This is a genomic window from Gracilibacillus boraciitolerans JCM 21714, assembly GCF_000521485.1.
Taxonomy (GTDB): Bacteria; Bacillota; Bacilli; order Bacillales; family Amphibacillaceae; genus Gracilibacillus; species Gracilibacillus boraciitolerans.
Window position 1 is genome coordinate 72,913 of record NZ_BAVS01000001.1, and the last position, 16,113, is coordinate 89,025.

Below are 16,113 nucleotides of genomic sequence, written 5' to 3' on the forward strand. Positions count from 1 at the left end.
TTTGCTTATCTTTAATGAACAATGTTATGATAAATGTTATGCAATAAACGAGCGGGAGTGTGTATATTCAGTGAGTAAAAGAGACTATTATGAAATTCTTGGGATATCGAAAGATGCATCAAAAGATGAGATAAAAAAAGCTTATCGAAAACTAGCCAGAAAGTATCATCCAGATGTGAATAAAGAAGAAGGTACAGATCAAAAATTTAAAGAAGTAAAAGAAGCTTATGAAGTATTAGGAAATGAACAGAAAAGATCCCAATACGATCAATTTGGTCATGCAAATCCACAGGGTCAGGGTGGATTCGGCGGAGCAGAAGATTTTGGAGGATTTGGAGATATTTTCGATATGTTCTTTGGTGGTGGACGTCGAAGAGATCCAAATGCCCCCTCGTCAGGGTAATGATCTACAATATACGATGACATTGGATTTTGAAGATGCTGTTTTTGGTAAAGAAACAGACATTCAAATTCCTAAAGAAGAAGAATGTTCTACATGTAATGGTTCAGGAGCAAAGCCGGGCACATCACCTGAAACATGTAGCCATTGTAAAGGTAGTGGTCAATTAAACGTTGAGCAAAATACCCCCCCATTTGGCAGAGTGGTAAATCGAAGAGTATGTCATTATTGTCAGGGAACAGGTAAAATAATAAAAGATAAATGTACTACTTGTGGTGGACAAGGAAAAGTACAGTCACGCAAGAAAATTCACGTTAGTATCCCGGCAGGTATTGATAACGGTCAACAGATACGAGTAGCTGGACAAGGTGAGCCAGGTGCGAATGGTGGACCAGCAGGTGATTTATATGTGGTCATTCAAGTTAAATCTCACGAGTTCTATGAACGTGAGGGTGATCATATATTTTGTGAGATGCCAATCACCTTTACACAAGCTGCATTAGGTGATGAAATTGAAGTGCCGACTTTACACGGAAAAGTTAAATTGAAAGTACCAGCAGGTACGCAAACCGGGAAAACATTCCGACTGAAAGGTAAAGGCGCTCCAAATGTTCGAGGATATGGTCAAGGAGACCAGCATATTAAAATCCGAGTGATTACACCAACGAGCCTGAATGATCGTCAAAAAGAGCTGCTTAGAGAATTTAATGATATTAGTGGAAACCAACCTACAGATGAACATGAAAATTCATTCTTTCAACGAGTTAAAAGAGCCTTTAAAGGTGAGTAGTCCATAATTTAAATCTATAACAAAGTGAGTTGATCTGGTTGAAGTGGACAGAGCTAAGTATCTTTACAACAAATGAAGCAATTGAACCTATATCTAATATTATTCATGAAGCAGGTGCTGGTGGAGTAGTCATTGAAGATCGGCAAGAGCTAGAGAAAGATAGAGACACACCATATGGTGAAATCTATGATCTCAATCCAGAAAATTATTCCGAAGAAGGCGTTCGGTTAAAAGCGTATCTTCCTGTGAATAGTTTTTTAGGTGAAACGGTATCTGAAATTAAACAAGCGATTAATAATTTATTAATTTATGATATTGATATTGGTGCGAATCGCATTACGCTAAGTGAAGTAAATGAAGAAGAATGGGCAACAGCTTGGAAGAAATATTATAAACCAGTGAAAATCTCTGAACGTATTACGATCACACCGACCTGGGAAGATTATCAGCCTGTTTCCACAGATGAACTTATTATTGAATTGGATCCGGGAATGGCGTTTGGTACTGGAACACATCCAACCACCGTTCTTAGTATTCAAGCATTAGAACGATTCATAGAAAAGGGTCAAATAGTTATGGATGTTGGTTGTGGATCTGGTGTATTAAGTATTGCATCGATATTACTAGGTGCAAATAAGTATTAGCCTATGATTTAGATGAAGTAGCTATTCAAAGCACTAAACTTAATGTGAAGGTAAATAAAGTTAATCAACAAGTTGTTGTTAAACAAAATAATTTGTTGGAAAATGTAGAAGAAGAAGCGAATGTTATTGTGGCAAACATCTTAGCTGAAATTATTTTGCGTTTTGAGCACGATGCCTTCAAGTTATTAACGCCAGGCGGTTATTTTATTACTTCAGGTATCATTCAAAAGAAAAAAGATGCTGTAAAACAAGGTTTGGAAAATGCTGGTTTTCATATATTGGAAGTGAATCAAATGGAAGATTGGATCTCGATAATCGCACAAAAGCCTGAAGAGGATAGATAATCATATGCAACGATACTTTATCAGTAAAGATAACTGGCAGGACCACTCACTTCAGGTTTTAGAAGATGACTATCATCATATCGTTCATGTCATGAGAATGACAATTGATGATCAGTTTATTGGCAATCGCTATGATGGTCAGTCTGCTGTTTGTAAAATAATTGCTATTTCAGATGATGCAGTGGAAGCTATCGTGATAGAATGGCTAACAGAAACGACAGAATTACCTATTTCTATTACTATTGCACAAGGGTTACCTAAAGGAGATAAATGGGAATTTATTCTTCAAAAAGGAACAGAATTGGGAGCTAAACATTTTATTCCTTTTCAATCTAGCCGTAGTGTTGTAAAATGGGATTCGAAAAAATTGAAAAATAAATTACCGAGATGGCAAAAGATTGTTAAAGAAGCTAGTGAACAAGCTCATCGAACGAAAGTACCCACTGTTGACTCTGTTCTTTCTATCACTGATATAATCAATGCCAGCTGTGATTATGATTGGAAATTCTTCGCATATGAAGAAACCACACGTGCGTATCATGCATCTAAGCTTTATGATTATATATCTAAAGTAAATAAAGGTCAGTCGGTACTGGTTTGTATAGGACCTGAAGGGGGCTTTAGTGAGAACGAAGCCTCGCAATTAAAACACGCAGGATTTGATGCAATCCGACTTGGTCCTAGAATATTAAGAACAGAAACAGCACCTCTATATGTGCTAGCTAATTTATCTTTTTACTTTGAAGAAATGAGGTGATGAAATGCCTTTAGTGGCTTTTCATACATTAGGATGTAAAGTTAATCATTATGAAACAGAAGGTATCTGGCAAAAGTTTCAATCTGCTGGATACGATCGTGTTGAATTCGATCATCATGCAGATGTCTATGTCATTAATACATGTACCGTTACGAATACAGGAGATAAAAAAGTCGTCAGGTTATTCGTCGTGCCATTCGAAGTAACCCAGATGCAGTAGTTTGTGTAACAGGTTGTTATGCACAGACATCACCTGGAGAAATAATGGAAATTCCCGGTGTTGATATTGTAGTCGGGACACAAGACCGTGGAAAAATGCTTACATATATTGAAGAACATCAAGAACACCGTCAACCAATCAACGGTGTCTCCAATATTATGAAAAATCGTGTATTTGAAGAAATGGATGTTCCACAGTTCACTGATCGCACACGTGCATCGTTAAAAATTCAAGAAGGCTGTAATAATTTTTGCACATTCTGCATTATTCCATGGTCAAGAGGACTTTTACGTTCAAGAGAACCGGAAAATGTTTTGAAACAAGCAAATCAGTTAGTCAATGCAGGTTATAAAGAAATTGTATTAACAGGTATCCATACTGCCGGATATGGAGAAGACATGAAAGATTATAATTTTTCCCAACTGTTACGCGATCTGGAAACAAAAGTAGAAGGATTAAAACGAATTCGTATTTCTTCAATTGAAGCAAGTCAAATAACGGATGAAGTGATTGAAGTATTAGATGCATCTGAAAAGGTGGTTCCACATCTTCATATTCCATTACAATCTGGATCTGATTCAGTTTTAGAAAGAATGCGCCGTAAATACTCAAAAGAATTTTATAAAAAACGTGTAGAGAAAATTCAAAAAGCACTGCCAAATTTGGCAATTACTTCAGATGTTATTGTTGGTTTTCCAGGAGAGACGGAAGAAGAATTTCAAGAAACCTTAGATTTTGTTAACGAGATTGGTTATTCTGAATTACATGTCTTTCCCTTCTCAAGAAGAACCGGTACACCAGCTGCACGGATGAATGATCAAGTTGATGATGAAGTGAAAAATGAACGTGTGCAAACCCTAATCAAACAATCTGATCAACAAGCATTGGCGTACGCAAAGCAATATCAAGATCAAGTAGTTGAAGTAATTCCTGAAGAAACTTTCGATGAACATCACCCTAACATGTTAGTTGGTTATTCTGAAAATTATTTAAAGGTCAAATTTGAGGGAACCAAAGATATGATTGGTCAAATTGTTCGTGTAAAAATTACGAAAGCTGGTTATCCGTATAATGAGGGACAATTTGTCCGTGTAATGAGTGATGCAGCATTATCCGTTTAATTGTTTTGGGAAAAATCTAGTCTATTTTTATTTCTAAAACGGTTGACCTATATTGGCCGTTATATTATAATTGCAAAGAGACATATCCATCATTGTATATGTCAGATTATTTTTTTGTATGCTTCGGAGGGAGGGAAATTGCATGTCTAACACAACTCGCGTTCGTAAAAACGAGTCACTTGAAGATGCTCTTCGTCGCTTTAAACGTAGTGTATCAAAATCTGGTACATTATCTGAATATCGTAAGCGTGAATTTTATGAGAAACCTAGTGTTCGCCGTAAGAAAAAATCGGAGGCAGCTAGAAAGCGTAAATTTTAAAGAGGGTGTAATAAACTAATGGCAATCGTTGAACTTTTGAACCAAGATATGAAGCAGGCGATGAAGAACAAAAATAAATTAAAATTAGGCGTAATTCGCATGGTCAAAGCCTCGATGCAAAATGAAGCCATTAATTTAAAAAAAGATGCATTGTCTGAAGAAGAAGAATTAACGATTTTAGCTAGAGAGCTAAAACAAAGAAGAGATTCCCTCCATGAATTTAAAGAAGCTGGACGCGAAGACCTTGTAAGCCAATTAGAAGATGAAATTAAAATAATACAAGCTTATATGCCTGAACAACTATCTGATCAGGAATTAGAGCAAATAGTTGTTGAGACGATCGGGGAAGTTCAAGCTCAATCTAAAAAAGATATGGGAAAAGTAATGAGTGCGCTTATGCCAAAAGTAAAAGGTAAAGCAGAAGGCTCACGAGTGAATCAATTGGTTCAAAAGAATTTATCATAATCAGAACAAAATGATATCATTCAAAGAAGGAAGGCACTTAGCTAGCAATAGCTGAGGGCCTTTTTTTTAGTCTAAAATCAAACTTCTTTATATTTTACTCATTCGTTTATATTTTTGGCTATCTTTACAGTCTGTTAATGTGATACACTGTATTCGTTAATAAGAGAATTATTGTAGTAAATTTGAAACCTTTTATACATAATATACGTATGAAGAACTAGATGTACTTTTTTTCATATAGAAGGGAGGTCGTGAATTGAAACGAATCTTCACATGGTTTCTATTATTTTCCTCTGCGTTAATATTCTGTTCTATGACGTTTGTTGATCAGGCAAAGGCAGATACTAATGGGGGGGAAAGAAAACTGGTTTATATCATCCCAATTGAAAATAATGTGGAGAGAGGATTGGAAGCGTTTCTAAAAAGGACAACTTCAGAAGCGACAGAAGAAAATGCCGATCACATTGTTTTTGAAATTAATACACCAGGTGGAAGAGTAGATGCAGCCGAAAATATTGCTGAAATCTTACAAGACTTAAAAATTGAAACAACATCCTTTATCACGGTAAAGGCTTTGTCAGCAGGCTCATATATTGCCTTAAATACTGATAATATCTACATGAAACCTCAAGCAAGTATGGGAGCTAGCGGTGTGATTAACGCAGATGGCACAGCTGCTGCGAAGAAGGCTCAGTCAGCATGGATTGCAAGTATGAGAGGGGCAGCTAGTTCAAAAGGACGAGATCCTTTGTATGCGGAAGCTATGGCAAATGCTAAACTTGATTTACCTGAATATGGTGCTCCAGAAGGAGAATTTTTAACGCTTGATGGCAATTACGCAATAGAAGTTGATTATGCGGCAGGCATTGTTAATCACCGAACAGAGTTATTAAATGAGCTTTCCTTATCAGAAGCTAAAATAGTGGAAACTGAGCCAACTGCAGCGGAAGGAATAGCTAGATTTTTAACTGATCCAGTGGTAGTTCCTATCTTGTTATCTTTGGCAAGTATTGGTTTAATCGTTGAAATATTCTCTCCAGGTTTTGGAATTCCAGGCTCAATCGGCTTAATTTCGTTAGTTCTATATTTTTATGGTCATATTGTAGCAGGACTTGCTGGATATGAAACGATTGTATTATTATTGATTGGAATTGTACTAATCATTATAGAGATTTTTGCCCCCTGGAGGGATACTTGGCTTCATTGGATTAGGTGCGATAGTAGCTGCATTATATATGTCAACAGAGAACGTTGGTCATATGACCTTAAGTATTGCTATCGCACTAATTTCAAGTATTATTGTGGCCATCTTTTTGTTTAAAACAATTGGTCTTGAGAAAGGTGCCTTTCGACATTTTATACTAGAGGATTCTACACGAACAGATCTAGGATATGTCTCGACAGTTAATCGATTAGAACTAATTGGCCAAGAAGGAGTAGCAGTTACACCATTAAGACCAGCAGGCACTGCAGAATTTGCAGATGAGCGACTCGACGTTGTAACGGAAGGTGCGTTTGTGGACGTGACCAGTCCGATTAAAATAATAAAAGTCGAAGGCTCACGTATAGTAGTAAGAAAAATATAATTAGTATTTAGGAGGATGAATTATGTCACAAGAATTAGATATTATTTTTCCGATTATTATAATCGGACTTATAGTAATTGTCGTTGCAATTCTTTTTACTTTTATTCCTGTTATGTTATGGATAAGTGCACTAGCTGCAGGGGTTAAGGTAGGTATTTTTACACTTGTCGGAATGCGATTGAGAAGGGTTGCACCTTCACGTGTGATTAACCCGTTAATTAAAGCACATAAAGCTGGTGTAGACGTTACTACTAACCAGTTAGAGAGTCATTTCTTAGCTGGTGGTAACGTAGACCGAGTGGTGAACGCTTTAATAGCGGCCCAAAGAGCTAATATTGAATTGAGTTTTGAACGCGCCGCTGCCATCGACTTGGCAGGTCGTGATGTATTGGAAGCAGTGCAAATGAGTGTTAATCCTAAAGTTATTGAAACACCTTTTATTGCAGGTATTTCTATGGATGGTATCGAAGTGAAAGCGAAAGCACGAATTACGGTTAGAGCGAATATTGACCGATTAGTCGGTGGTGCTGGTGAAGAAACAGTAATCGCACGTGTTGGTGAAGGTGTTGTCAGTACAATTGGTAGTGCTAAAAATCATAAAGAAGTTTTAGAAAATCCAGATTCGATTTCACACAATGTATTAAATCGTGGATTAGACGCGGGTACTGCATTTGAAATTCTCTCAATTGATATTGCAGATGTAGACATCGGTAAAAACATTGGTGCAATCCTGCAAACGGACCAGGCAGAAGCAGATAAAAATATCGCGCAAGCAAAAGCGGAAGAACGTCGAGCGATGCTGTCGCCCAAGAACAGGAAATGGTTGCCAAAGTACAAGAAATGCGCGCAAAAGTTGTCGAAGCGGAAGCAGAGGTTCCACTAGCATTGGCTGAAGCATTACGCTCTGGTAAAATGGGTGTTATGGATTATATGAATTATAAAAATATTAACGCAGATACAGATATGCGTGATTCGATTGGAAAACTTACAGATACAGATAATGATGAAGACAATAATTAGTAATAATCCTATAAGTTTATCTCTATGAAAGTGATAAGCTAGAAAGGAAGATGTAGATGCAAGATCTGTTTGGTTTTATCATTCCAATACTTGCGGTGGTTTTTTGGCTATTCGGACTTAAGAAAACAAATGAGGAAGAAAATAAACAACAATCATCCAGCAGCCAACTCAGCAAAGAACTATCACTGTGGGAGAGACTGCCTCAACCACGACACAAACAGCTGATTATCAGCCAATGGAGACAATGACAGATCCTAATCAACCAACTTTCTCACAGCAAAAACAGAAACAAATGAAGAATCTGGAAGAGAAAATTCAACGAGCTGAGGCTATACGTGAGAAAACTCATGATCAGGAAATGGGTATACATGATGCAATAAAAGATGGTTCAATGCCAAATTATTATCAAAAAAATGATAAAAAAGCAGTATTGATATCTGTTAAAAATAATTTAACACCAAAAGGAGTAGTACAAGGGTTGATTATGTCTGAAGTGTTAGGCCCTCCTCGTGCTTATCAAAAAAGAAAAATTTACAGAAGATATAGATCATAGAAAAAAGCCGAATGGATCCATTCGCTTTTTCTATGAATGATTGTTCTTATTTCCTCAGATTTTCATACAATAAATTTGAAGGGAGGCATAGGATTAGTGAACAAATTTAGAGAGAAATTGCTAACTGCTTTCACACGCACATTTGATCTTCCTTCAGAAGTAACACTACAACTTCCACGAATAACAATGATCGGAGCCATCCATGCCTATATCGAGAATCATCAAGGTTTGCTCATTTTTACTGATTCTGAATTGTTATTAAAAGTACATCAAGGAAGAGTTCGTATAAATGGTGATAAATTTGTTTTAAAAATGATGATTGATAAAAATATTTTATTAGAGGGAAACATTAAAGTCGTGAGATTTGAACAAGAGTAACGGCGTAATCGGAGGGAAAGCTATATGTTCTTCTATAAAAAAAATTGGTTAACAGGTTATGTTACAATTAAAGTAATTGGGCCTTATCCAGAACGTTTTTTCGATTTGTGCGCTAGGTATCAAGTTCCTTCGTGGGATATTATAAAAAAAAGTTCGACAGTAGCAATAGGAAAAATAAAATTATCCGATTTGTCAAAGCTAAGAAAAGTCAAAAAAAAGAGCATTCATAAAATTTATTTTTCAGGAAGATCAGGACTACCTTTTGTCATAAAAAAGTTAGTTGCACAAAAGCCGTTACTAATAGGTATTACGATAGCTTTTATTATAATTTTCATGTTGTCCAATATAATCTGGCGAATTGACGTTGCCGGGTTGGATCGGGAAATAAAACTTAAGGTATTAAATCAGGTCGAAGAATATGGGTTAGAGAAAGGCAATTTTCAATGGAATGTGGAGTCACCAGCAACATTGCAAAAAAAAATATTGGAAGATATACCAGAATTATTATGGATTGGTGTAAAGAAGAATGGATCTGCCTTTCACTTAAAAGGAGTAGAAAAACTACGGTTGAAAAACAGAAAGAGAGTGAACCAGGGCATTTAATTGCAGCAAAAGAGGGAGTTGTGGTTGATCTATATGTTTCAAAGGGACAACCCCCCCTAGTACAACCAAATGATGTCGTATATAAAGGAGATATTTTAGTGTCAGCCTTCTTAAATCACAAGGAAGAGGAGGAGCAAGAACATGATAACAAAAAACCTCTAGCTGCAGAGGGAGAAGTAATCGCTGAAGTCTGGTATAAAACAGAAATTACAGTTCCTGTGAGAAATAAATATCAGGTATTAACTGGAGAAGCACAGCAAAAGCATTATTTACATTTTTCTAATTTCTTATTACCAATCTGGAATTTTAGAAATCCGGAATATCGCCAATATCAATTAGAAACAGAAGAAAAAAATTATTATTTTTTAAAGTGGAAATTACCGATAAGTTATCTGGAACAAACTATTTATAAGGTAGATGAAATCACAGAAAAACTGACAAAACAAAAAGCAAGGCAAATAGCATTAGAACAGGCAAGACGGGAATTACTGAGAGAATTACCGATAAATGCAAAAATTACAGAAGAAAAAAGTTTTGCACGAAAGTGAAGAGAGTGGTAAAGTTAAATTAACTTTATATTATACTGTGCTAGAAAATATTGCTAAGAAACATCCACTTAGTCAAGGAGATTGATTATGACAGAAGATCTGAAAATGATTGATTTACAATTAGAAAATTCAAATGAAGCATTAAGTCTTTTTGGAACGGAAGATCGTCACTTAAAGCAGTTAGAAGAACAGCTGCAAGTCTCGATAACATCACGCGGTGAACAGATTAGTGTATCAGGAAGTGATGTAGACGTTACCGTTATACAGGAAGTCTTACATGGTTTATTAACCGTTATTCGTAAAGGAATAACAATCACTGAGAGAGACGTTATTTATGCCATAGATCTCTCAAAAAGGGGGGGAAAAATAAATCATTTAGAGGCACTATTTGAAGACGAAATAACTAAAAAACGCGAAAGGTAAATCAATTCGTGTTAAAACATTAGGGCAGCGTCAATATTTACAGACTATGAAGCAAAATGATCTTGTATTTGGTATTGGTCCAGCTGGGACAGGGAAAACCTACTTAGCAGTTGTAATGGCTGTGCATTCTTTGAAAAATGGAAAAATTAAAAAAATCATTTTAACTAGACTGCAGTAGAAGCAGGGGGGGAGAGCTTGGGTTTTCTTCCAGGAGATTTAAAAGAAAAGGTAGATCCATATTTACGACCATTATATGATGCATTACACGATGTCCTAGGTACAGAGCATACCATGCGTCTAATCGAAAGAGGTACCATTGAAATTGCACCATTAGCATATATGCGAGGACGTACATTAGATGATGCTTTTGTAATATTAGATGAAGCACAAAATACCACAAATGCTCAGATGAAAATGTTTTTAACGCGCTTAGGCTTCGGTTCTAAAATGGTAATTACTGGTGATATTACTCAAATAGACTTACCAGGTGGCGTAAAATCAGGTCTAACTGTGGCTAAAGATAAATTGGCAAATATGAAGGGTATTGGAATTGTTCAATTAGCACAGTCAGATGTTGTGAGACATCCAATTGTACAAAAAATTATTGAAGCATATGACAATTAAATAAACAGCAGGAAACTAACGGAAACTTGGCTATTAATTGGCCAAGTTTTCTTCGAATAAAAGAATATTTTCTGATGGGTGGGGGGGATAGGGTATGAAAAATAGTAAATGGTCATTAAAACATTTTATCACATATTATAATCATCGTATTGTTCAGCTTATAACAGCATGTATCGTCATAATGATTGTTTTCTTTTTGGTTAGCTTTCAAAATGTTTCTACGGAGACATATGAGATCGAGAAATTCTCGGCAGCGAATCAGACCATCCGTTCCCCCAATCACAATTGAGAATGTAAAGGAAACAGAACGAAGAATAAGAAATGTAGTCCAGTCTGTAGAGGATCATTTTGAAATATCTGAAGAGGTTGCTGAAGAGCAAATTACATATATTACTGAAGTTTTTGAAGCTATAGAGCAAATTGAAACAGGCAAAATTGAGCTTGATTCTAATGCGGAAAAGTTAGTTTCTATCACAGATAAAACGAAGTATCTTGAAGAGATAGTGCATGATGATATTCTTATGGAAGTAAATAGTGATACATTCAAATCATTATTTCAAGTTAAAAGAGATGAAAGAGTGTTAGCAAAAGAGCTGATTACAACTGCACTTTATGCTTCGTATAACAGTGGAGTTAAGGTGGAAGAAGTCGATCAAACCATTAAATCGTTACAACAAAAATTAGCTTATTCCACACTGGATTATTCTTTTGTTCAGTCGTTACATCCCCTGATTGCTTTTAGTGTGAAGCCAAATGCATTCTTTTCAGCTGATCAGACTAATGAAGCACAACAAAGGGCTCGTAACAGCGTAGAACCGGTGATGATTAGAGCTGGCGAAGTCATTGTTGAAGAGGGACAGTTAATTACAAATGAAATTTATGAAGAAATGGAATTAACAGGATTATTAAATGAAGAACGTAATTTTTATCCGATAGTAGGTCTTTTGATATTGGTCTGTTTAATAGGTTTATTTTTGTTTATTGAATTACAGTTTCAAGCGAAAAAATCAGACTTTCATTTTCGAAAACTGATAGCCATTACCGTTCTCAGTGTGCTAATGGTAGTCTTAATGAAAGTAGTGAGTTTTTATAGCACAACGGTTAATCCGTTATACTTAGTGACACCAGTAGCTGCTGTTTCTATGTTACTGAAAATATTGGTGAATGAAAGATTTACTATTGTGTTGTCCATTTTTTACGGTGTCATTGGCAGTGTCATATTTAATGCTAATATCCCAGGATTACTAAATATGGAGGCAGGAATATTTATCATATTTTCACAACTTGCAAGTATTTTCTTCATGGCTACAGTCAAAGATAAAGGATCGATAATAAAAAGCGGCTTAGCTACATCTGGAATTAATATTGCAACGATATGTTTATTTTTATTCTTATCCTTTGAAAAATATACCTTATTCGATTACTTAATGTATGGCGGGTATGGGTTTTTATCTGCCATCATCGCAACTGTTTTAACACTGGGAATGCTTCCCTTGTTCGAAACAGGACTTGGGATTTTGTCTGATATCAAATTATTAGCGCTATCCAGTCCAAATCGTCCATTATTACGTAAACTGTTAATCGAAGCGCCAGGAACTTATCATCATAGTATAATGGTAGCAAATTTAAGTGAAGCTTCCTGTGAGGCAATTGGTGCAAACGGACTTTTAGCACGCGTTGCTGCGTATTATCATGATTTGGGAAAAACAATCAGGCCCCATTATTTTATAGAAAACCAAATGGGAATGAAAAACCCTCATGATTTTATAGACCCCTATCAGAGTGCAGAAATAATTTTGCAACATCCAACAGATAGTGCTATCTTATTAAGAAAGGAAAAGTTACCTAATGAAATAATTGATATTTCATTACAACATCATGGTACTACTTTGTTAAAGTATTTTTATTTTAAAGCGAAAGAGCACAAAGATAATGTTAAAGAAGAAGATTTTCGCTATATCGGTCCGAAACCTCGTACCAAAGAAGCTGCGGTTGTTTCCTTATGTGATTCTATCGAAGCAGCCATCCGTTCATTGACGAATCCTAATCAGCAGGAAATAGAAAAAATTGTCTCATCCATTTTCGAAGATCGACTGCTTGATGGTCAATTGAATGACAGCACCTTGACATTTAAAGAATTAGAGCAAATGCGTTTGGTGATTTGTGAAACATTAAAAGGCATCTATCATACACGAATCCAGTATCCTAAAGATAATAATATGAAAGAGGCGAAATAAATGGAAATCGATTTTCAAGATGAAACAAAACGAGTAACATCCGCCCATTTAACATTAATTAATGATTTGTTGAATTACACAGCAGAAAAAGAGTTGGTTGCTTCTCATGCTGAGCTTTCTATAATATTTGTAGATAATAAAGAAATTCAAAAATTAAATAATCAATATAGAAATATTGATCGACCAACAGATGTTTTGTCATTTGCTTTGGAAGAAGATGTAGATGGAGAAATAGAGATTAGTGGTATAGATTTACCGCTGATATTGGGTGATGTTATTATTTCTGTCGATAAAGCAGAAGAACAAGCTGAGGAATATAATCATTCCTTCACCAGAGAATTAGGATTTTTAGCACTACATGGATTTCTACATTTGTTAGGTTATGATCACATGGAAAAAGAGGATGAAAAAAAGATGTTTGGAAGACAAGAGGAGATTCTAAATGGCTTCGGATTATCGCGGGAAGAATAAGCTGCACTTTGGTTTTCGTTATGCGCTTAGCGGATTAAAAGTAGCAATTTTAACAGAGCGTAATATCAAAATTCATTTTATCGCAATGACAATAGTCTGTATTATGGGCTTTATCGTTGGATTGACAAATCTCGAATGGGCGATATTATGTTTAGCAATCGGTGCAGTAATAAGTATGGAAATGATGAATACGGCACTTGAACGAGCGTTAGACTATGTAGAGCCAAAACATCAACCTGCTGTTGGAATTGCTAAAGACATATCTGCTGGAGCAGTGCTTGTCACAGCTATAATAGCTATGGTGATAGCGTGTTTGTTTTTTTACCTAAACTGTTGGCATAAAGAATGGTAAAAGCAGTTTTTAAAGAATATCACTAGTTTTGTCGAAAATATGAATTATTGCTGAATATATAGTATTATTAATATACAATAACAACAGGATAAATAGCGGAGGAAAAGTTATGCATAACAATTTCAAATCAGGATTCGTAGCAATTATTGGACGTCCAAATGTAGGTAAATCGACATTCATGAATCATGTTATAGGTCAAAAAATTGCAATAATGAGTGATAAAGCTCAAACCACTCGAAATAAAATTCAAGGTGTTTTTACGGATCAGAATAAGCAAATTGTTTTCATTGATACGCCTGGTATTCATAAACCAAAACATAAACTTGGCGATTTTATGGTGAAAATAGCTGAAAACACATTAAATGAAGTGGATACGATATTGTTTATGATAAATGCGGATGAGGGATATGGCAGGGGGGGTGATCAATATATAATGGATCGTTTACAATCGATTCACAAGCCAGTTTTTTTAGTTATAAATAAGATCGATCTTGTACATCCAGATCAGTTACTTCCGCTAATTACTCAATATAAAGACAAGTATCCATTTGAGGAAATCGTGCCAATCTCTGCACTTGAAGGAAATAATGTCAATCGATTAATGGAATTGATTACAGAGCATTTACCAGAAGGGCCTCAATATTATCCAGAAGATCAGGTAACAGATCATCCAGAACGCTTTATTATTAGTGAACTTATCAGAGAGAAAGCTCTTCAATTAACTAGAGAAGAAGTACCGCACTCTGTTGCTGTTGTGATCGATAAGATTGACAATCAAAATGAAGATGAAAAAGTATTAATTCAAGCTACAATCATAATCGAAAGAAAGTCTCAAAAAGGGATTATAATTGGTAAACAAGGGAAAATGCTTAAAGAAATTGGTAAAAGAGCAAGAATGGATATTGAACGATTATTAGGTTCTAAGGTATATTTAGAATTATGGGTAAAGGTTCAAGAAAATTGGCGAAATAAACCCCCCCATCAATTACAGGAATTTGGTTTTAATCAAGATGAATATTAATAGCTAATTAAGTATATCTCTACCTATGTATATGTTACTGTAATGTTCATTTGATACATGGTAAATATTATTACTAATTGAATTTTCGTTTCGGGAAAATCTATTATAGAACACAATGAAAGATTACCACATAGAAAGGTGAGGTTTATTGTGATCGACGTGCCATGGAAAATATTTAGTCAAACTGGTAATATTGAAGCATACCTATGGATGAAAGAAGTAGAAATAGGGGAAGATCAAGAATTCGAAGTTGATATAGAGGAAAATTTAATAGAAGATACACATTTTTAAAATTGAAAAGGAACGGTGAAGCTGGTGTTTGAAAAAGTGGAAGGCTTCATTTTAAGGTCACAGGATTATGGAGAGACACATAAAATTGTTACGATGCTGACGCCAACTATGGGTAAAATTGGTGCAATAGCCAGAGGTGCAAAAAAAACAAAAAGTAGAATGGCTGCTATTACGCAGCCATTTATTCATGGTTCTTTTTTAATTCAACCTGGTAACAGCTTAGCTACGATTCAACAAGGTGAAGTTCTCACGTCTTTTCGGAAGATAGAGAGGATATTTTTAAAACAGCTTACACAAGTTATATAGCAGAATTAACAGACAAGCTGATTGATCAAAAGAAATATAATCCATTTATTTATCAGCAATTAATACATACTGTAGAATTAATTAATGAGGATAGAGATGCGGAAATTCTCACGCTGATTTATGAATGGAAAATGTACAAAGAAGCAGGTTTTGCACCTGTCGTTACACATTGTGTTTCATGTGGTAATCGGCAGGATTTGAAGGCCTTTTCGATCGCTAACGGTGGAATGTTATGCAGAAACTGTCTGCATATAGATGAAAATAAAATAGCTATTCCCGAAAAAGTTGCTAAACTGATGGCGTTATTTGCTGGGTAGAAGTAGATCGTATTGGGAATATTTCAGTAAAACCGGAAAATAAACTAATATTACAACGAATTATGGACCAATATTATGAAGAATATGGTGGCTATTATTTGAAATCGAAACGTTTTTTAAAACAAATGGATCTGTTAAACGATAAATTTTAATTGACAAGTGTTGCAATCTTTCGTATCATTTAGAAATGAATAGGATATGCATTGCGTGGAAAGAGAGTAGTACTAATAGTCACAAACTAAAAGCGAGTTCAGGATGGTGAGAGCTGAACAAGTATGCTATTAGGAAGGCACTCTGGAGCAATATGGTCTATAAAAGTGGTC

General features: G+C 35.4%; 11 protein-coding genes, 8 pseudogenes and 1 other annotated feature (1 of these 20 only partly in view). All 19 genes and pseudogenes read left to right on the top strand.

Translation table 11 applies throughout. From position 1 onward, the window contains the following. Positions 1-70 precede the first annotated feature (70 nt). Positions 71-1,190, top strand: a pseudogene (gene dnaJ, locus JCM21714_RS00310) (molecular chaperone DnaJ). 38 nt (positions 1,191-1,228) lie between these two features. Continuing rightward, a pseudogene (prmA, locus tag JCM21714_RS00315) lies at positions 1,229-2,178 on the top strand (50S ribosomal protein L11 methyltransferase). Between the two features lie 4 nt (positions 2,179-2,182). Next, positions 2,183-2,935 (top strand): 16S rRNA (uracil(1498)-N(3))-methyltransferase, encoded by a 753-nt coding sequence (locus JCM21714_RS00320; protein ID WP_035720804.1) that lies wholly within the window; start codon positions 2,183-2,185, stop codon positions 2,933-2,935. A 4-nt stretch (positions 2,936-2,939) separates the two neighbouring features. Continuing rightward, positions 2,940-4,276, top strand: a pseudogene (mtaB, locus tag JCM21714_RS00325) (tRNA (N(6)-L-threonylcarbamoyladenosine(37)-C(2))-methylthiotransferase MtaB). A gap of 142 nt (positions 4,277-4,418) precedes the next feature. Beyond that, positions 4,419-4,595 carry a 30S ribosomal protein S21 gene (rpsU, locus tag JCM21714_RS00330; RefSeq protein ID WP_018931586.1) on the top strand — a complete coding sequence of 59 codons (177 nt, stop codon included), beginning with the start codon at positions 4,419-4,421 and terminating at the stop codon, positions 4,593-4,595. A gap of 18 nt (positions 4,596-4,613) precedes the next feature. Beyond that, a complete protein-coding gene (locus tag JCM21714_RS00335; RefSeq protein ID WP_035720811.1) occupies positions 4,614-5,060 on the top strand; it encodes a GatB/YqeY domain-containing protein in 447 nt (148 codons plus the stop codon). A gap of 313 nt (positions 5,061-5,373) precedes the next feature. After that, positions 5,374-6,646, top strand: a pseudogene (locus tag JCM21714_RS00340) (NfeD family protein). A gap of 22 nt (positions 6,647-6,668) precedes the next feature. Further along, positions 6,669-7,666: pseudogene (gene floA / locus JCM21714_RS00345) on the top strand (flotillin-like protein FloA). Positions 7,667-7,853: 187 nt separating this feature from the next. Then, positions 7,854-8,219, top strand: coding sequence for a YqfB family membrane protein (locus tag JCM21714_RS00355; protein WP_148294946.1), 366 nt, complete (start codon positions 7,854-7,856; stop codon positions 8,217-8,219). 96 nt (positions 8,220-8,315) lie between these two features. After that, on the top strand, positions 8,316-8,597 hold the full coding sequence (yqfC, locus tag JCM21714_RS00360) for a sporulation protein YqfC (RefSeq protein WP_035720820.1): 282 nt from the start codon (positions 8,316-8,318) through the stop codon (positions 8,595-8,597). Positions 8,598-8,621: 24 nt separating this feature from the next. After that, positions 8,622-9,748 (top strand): annotated as a pseudogene (gene yqfD, locus JCM21714_RS18960) (sporulation protein YqfD). An 87-nt stretch (positions 9,749-9,835) separates the two neighbouring features. After that, positions 9,836-10,795 (top strand): annotated as a pseudogene (locus JCM21714_RS00370) (PhoH family protein). Positions 10,796-10,889: 94 nt separating this feature from the next. Further along, a complete protein-coding gene (locus JCM21714_RS20630) occupies positions 10,890-11,084 on the top strand; it encodes a hypothetical protein (RefSeq protein WP_235182522.1) in 195 nt (64 codons plus the stop codon). Then, complete coding sequence (locus JCM21714_RS00375) at positions 11,026-13,032, top strand: HD family phosphohydrolase (RefSeq protein WP_235182523.1); 2,007 nt, start codon at positions 11,026-11,028, stop codon at positions 13,030-13,032. Before JCM21714_RS20630 ends, JCM21714_RS00375 begins: the two co-directional genes overlap by 59 nt. Next, positions 13,033-13,503: an rRNA maturation RNase YbeY gene (gene ybeY, locus JCM21714_RS00380; RefSeq protein ID WP_035720822.1), complete on the top strand. Its 471-nt coding sequence runs from the start codon at positions 13,033-13,035 to the stop codon at positions 13,501-13,503. It begins immediately after the preceding gene. Beyond that, positions 13,475-13,855: a diacylglycerol kinase family protein gene (locus JCM21714_RS00385; protein ID WP_035720825.1), complete on the top strand. Its 381-nt coding sequence runs from the start codon at positions 13,475-13,477 to the stop codon at positions 13,853-13,855. The genes ybeY and JCM21714_RS00385 overlap by 29 nt, the downstream gene beginning before the upstream one ends. 109 nt (positions 13,856-13,964) lie before the next feature. Beyond that, on the top strand, positions 13,965-14,876 hold the full coding sequence (gene era / locus JCM21714_RS00390) for a GTPase Era (protein ID WP_035720828.1): 912 nt from the start codon (positions 13,965-13,967) through the stop codon (positions 14,874-14,876). 150 nt (positions 14,877-15,026) lie between these two features. Continuing rightward, a complete protein-coding gene (locus JCM21714_RS18965) occupies positions 15,027-15,167 on the top strand; it encodes a YqzL family protein (protein ID WP_084040526.1) in 141 nt (46 codons plus the stop codon). Positions 15,168-15,260: 93 nt separating this feature from the next. Beyond that, a pseudogene (recO, locus tag JCM21714_RS00395) lies at positions 15,261-15,790 on the top strand (DNA repair protein RecO). A 199-nt stretch (positions 15,791-15,989) separates the two neighbouring features. After that, positions 15,990-16,113: a binding site (T-box leader), on the top strand; it runs 55 nt beyond the window's last position.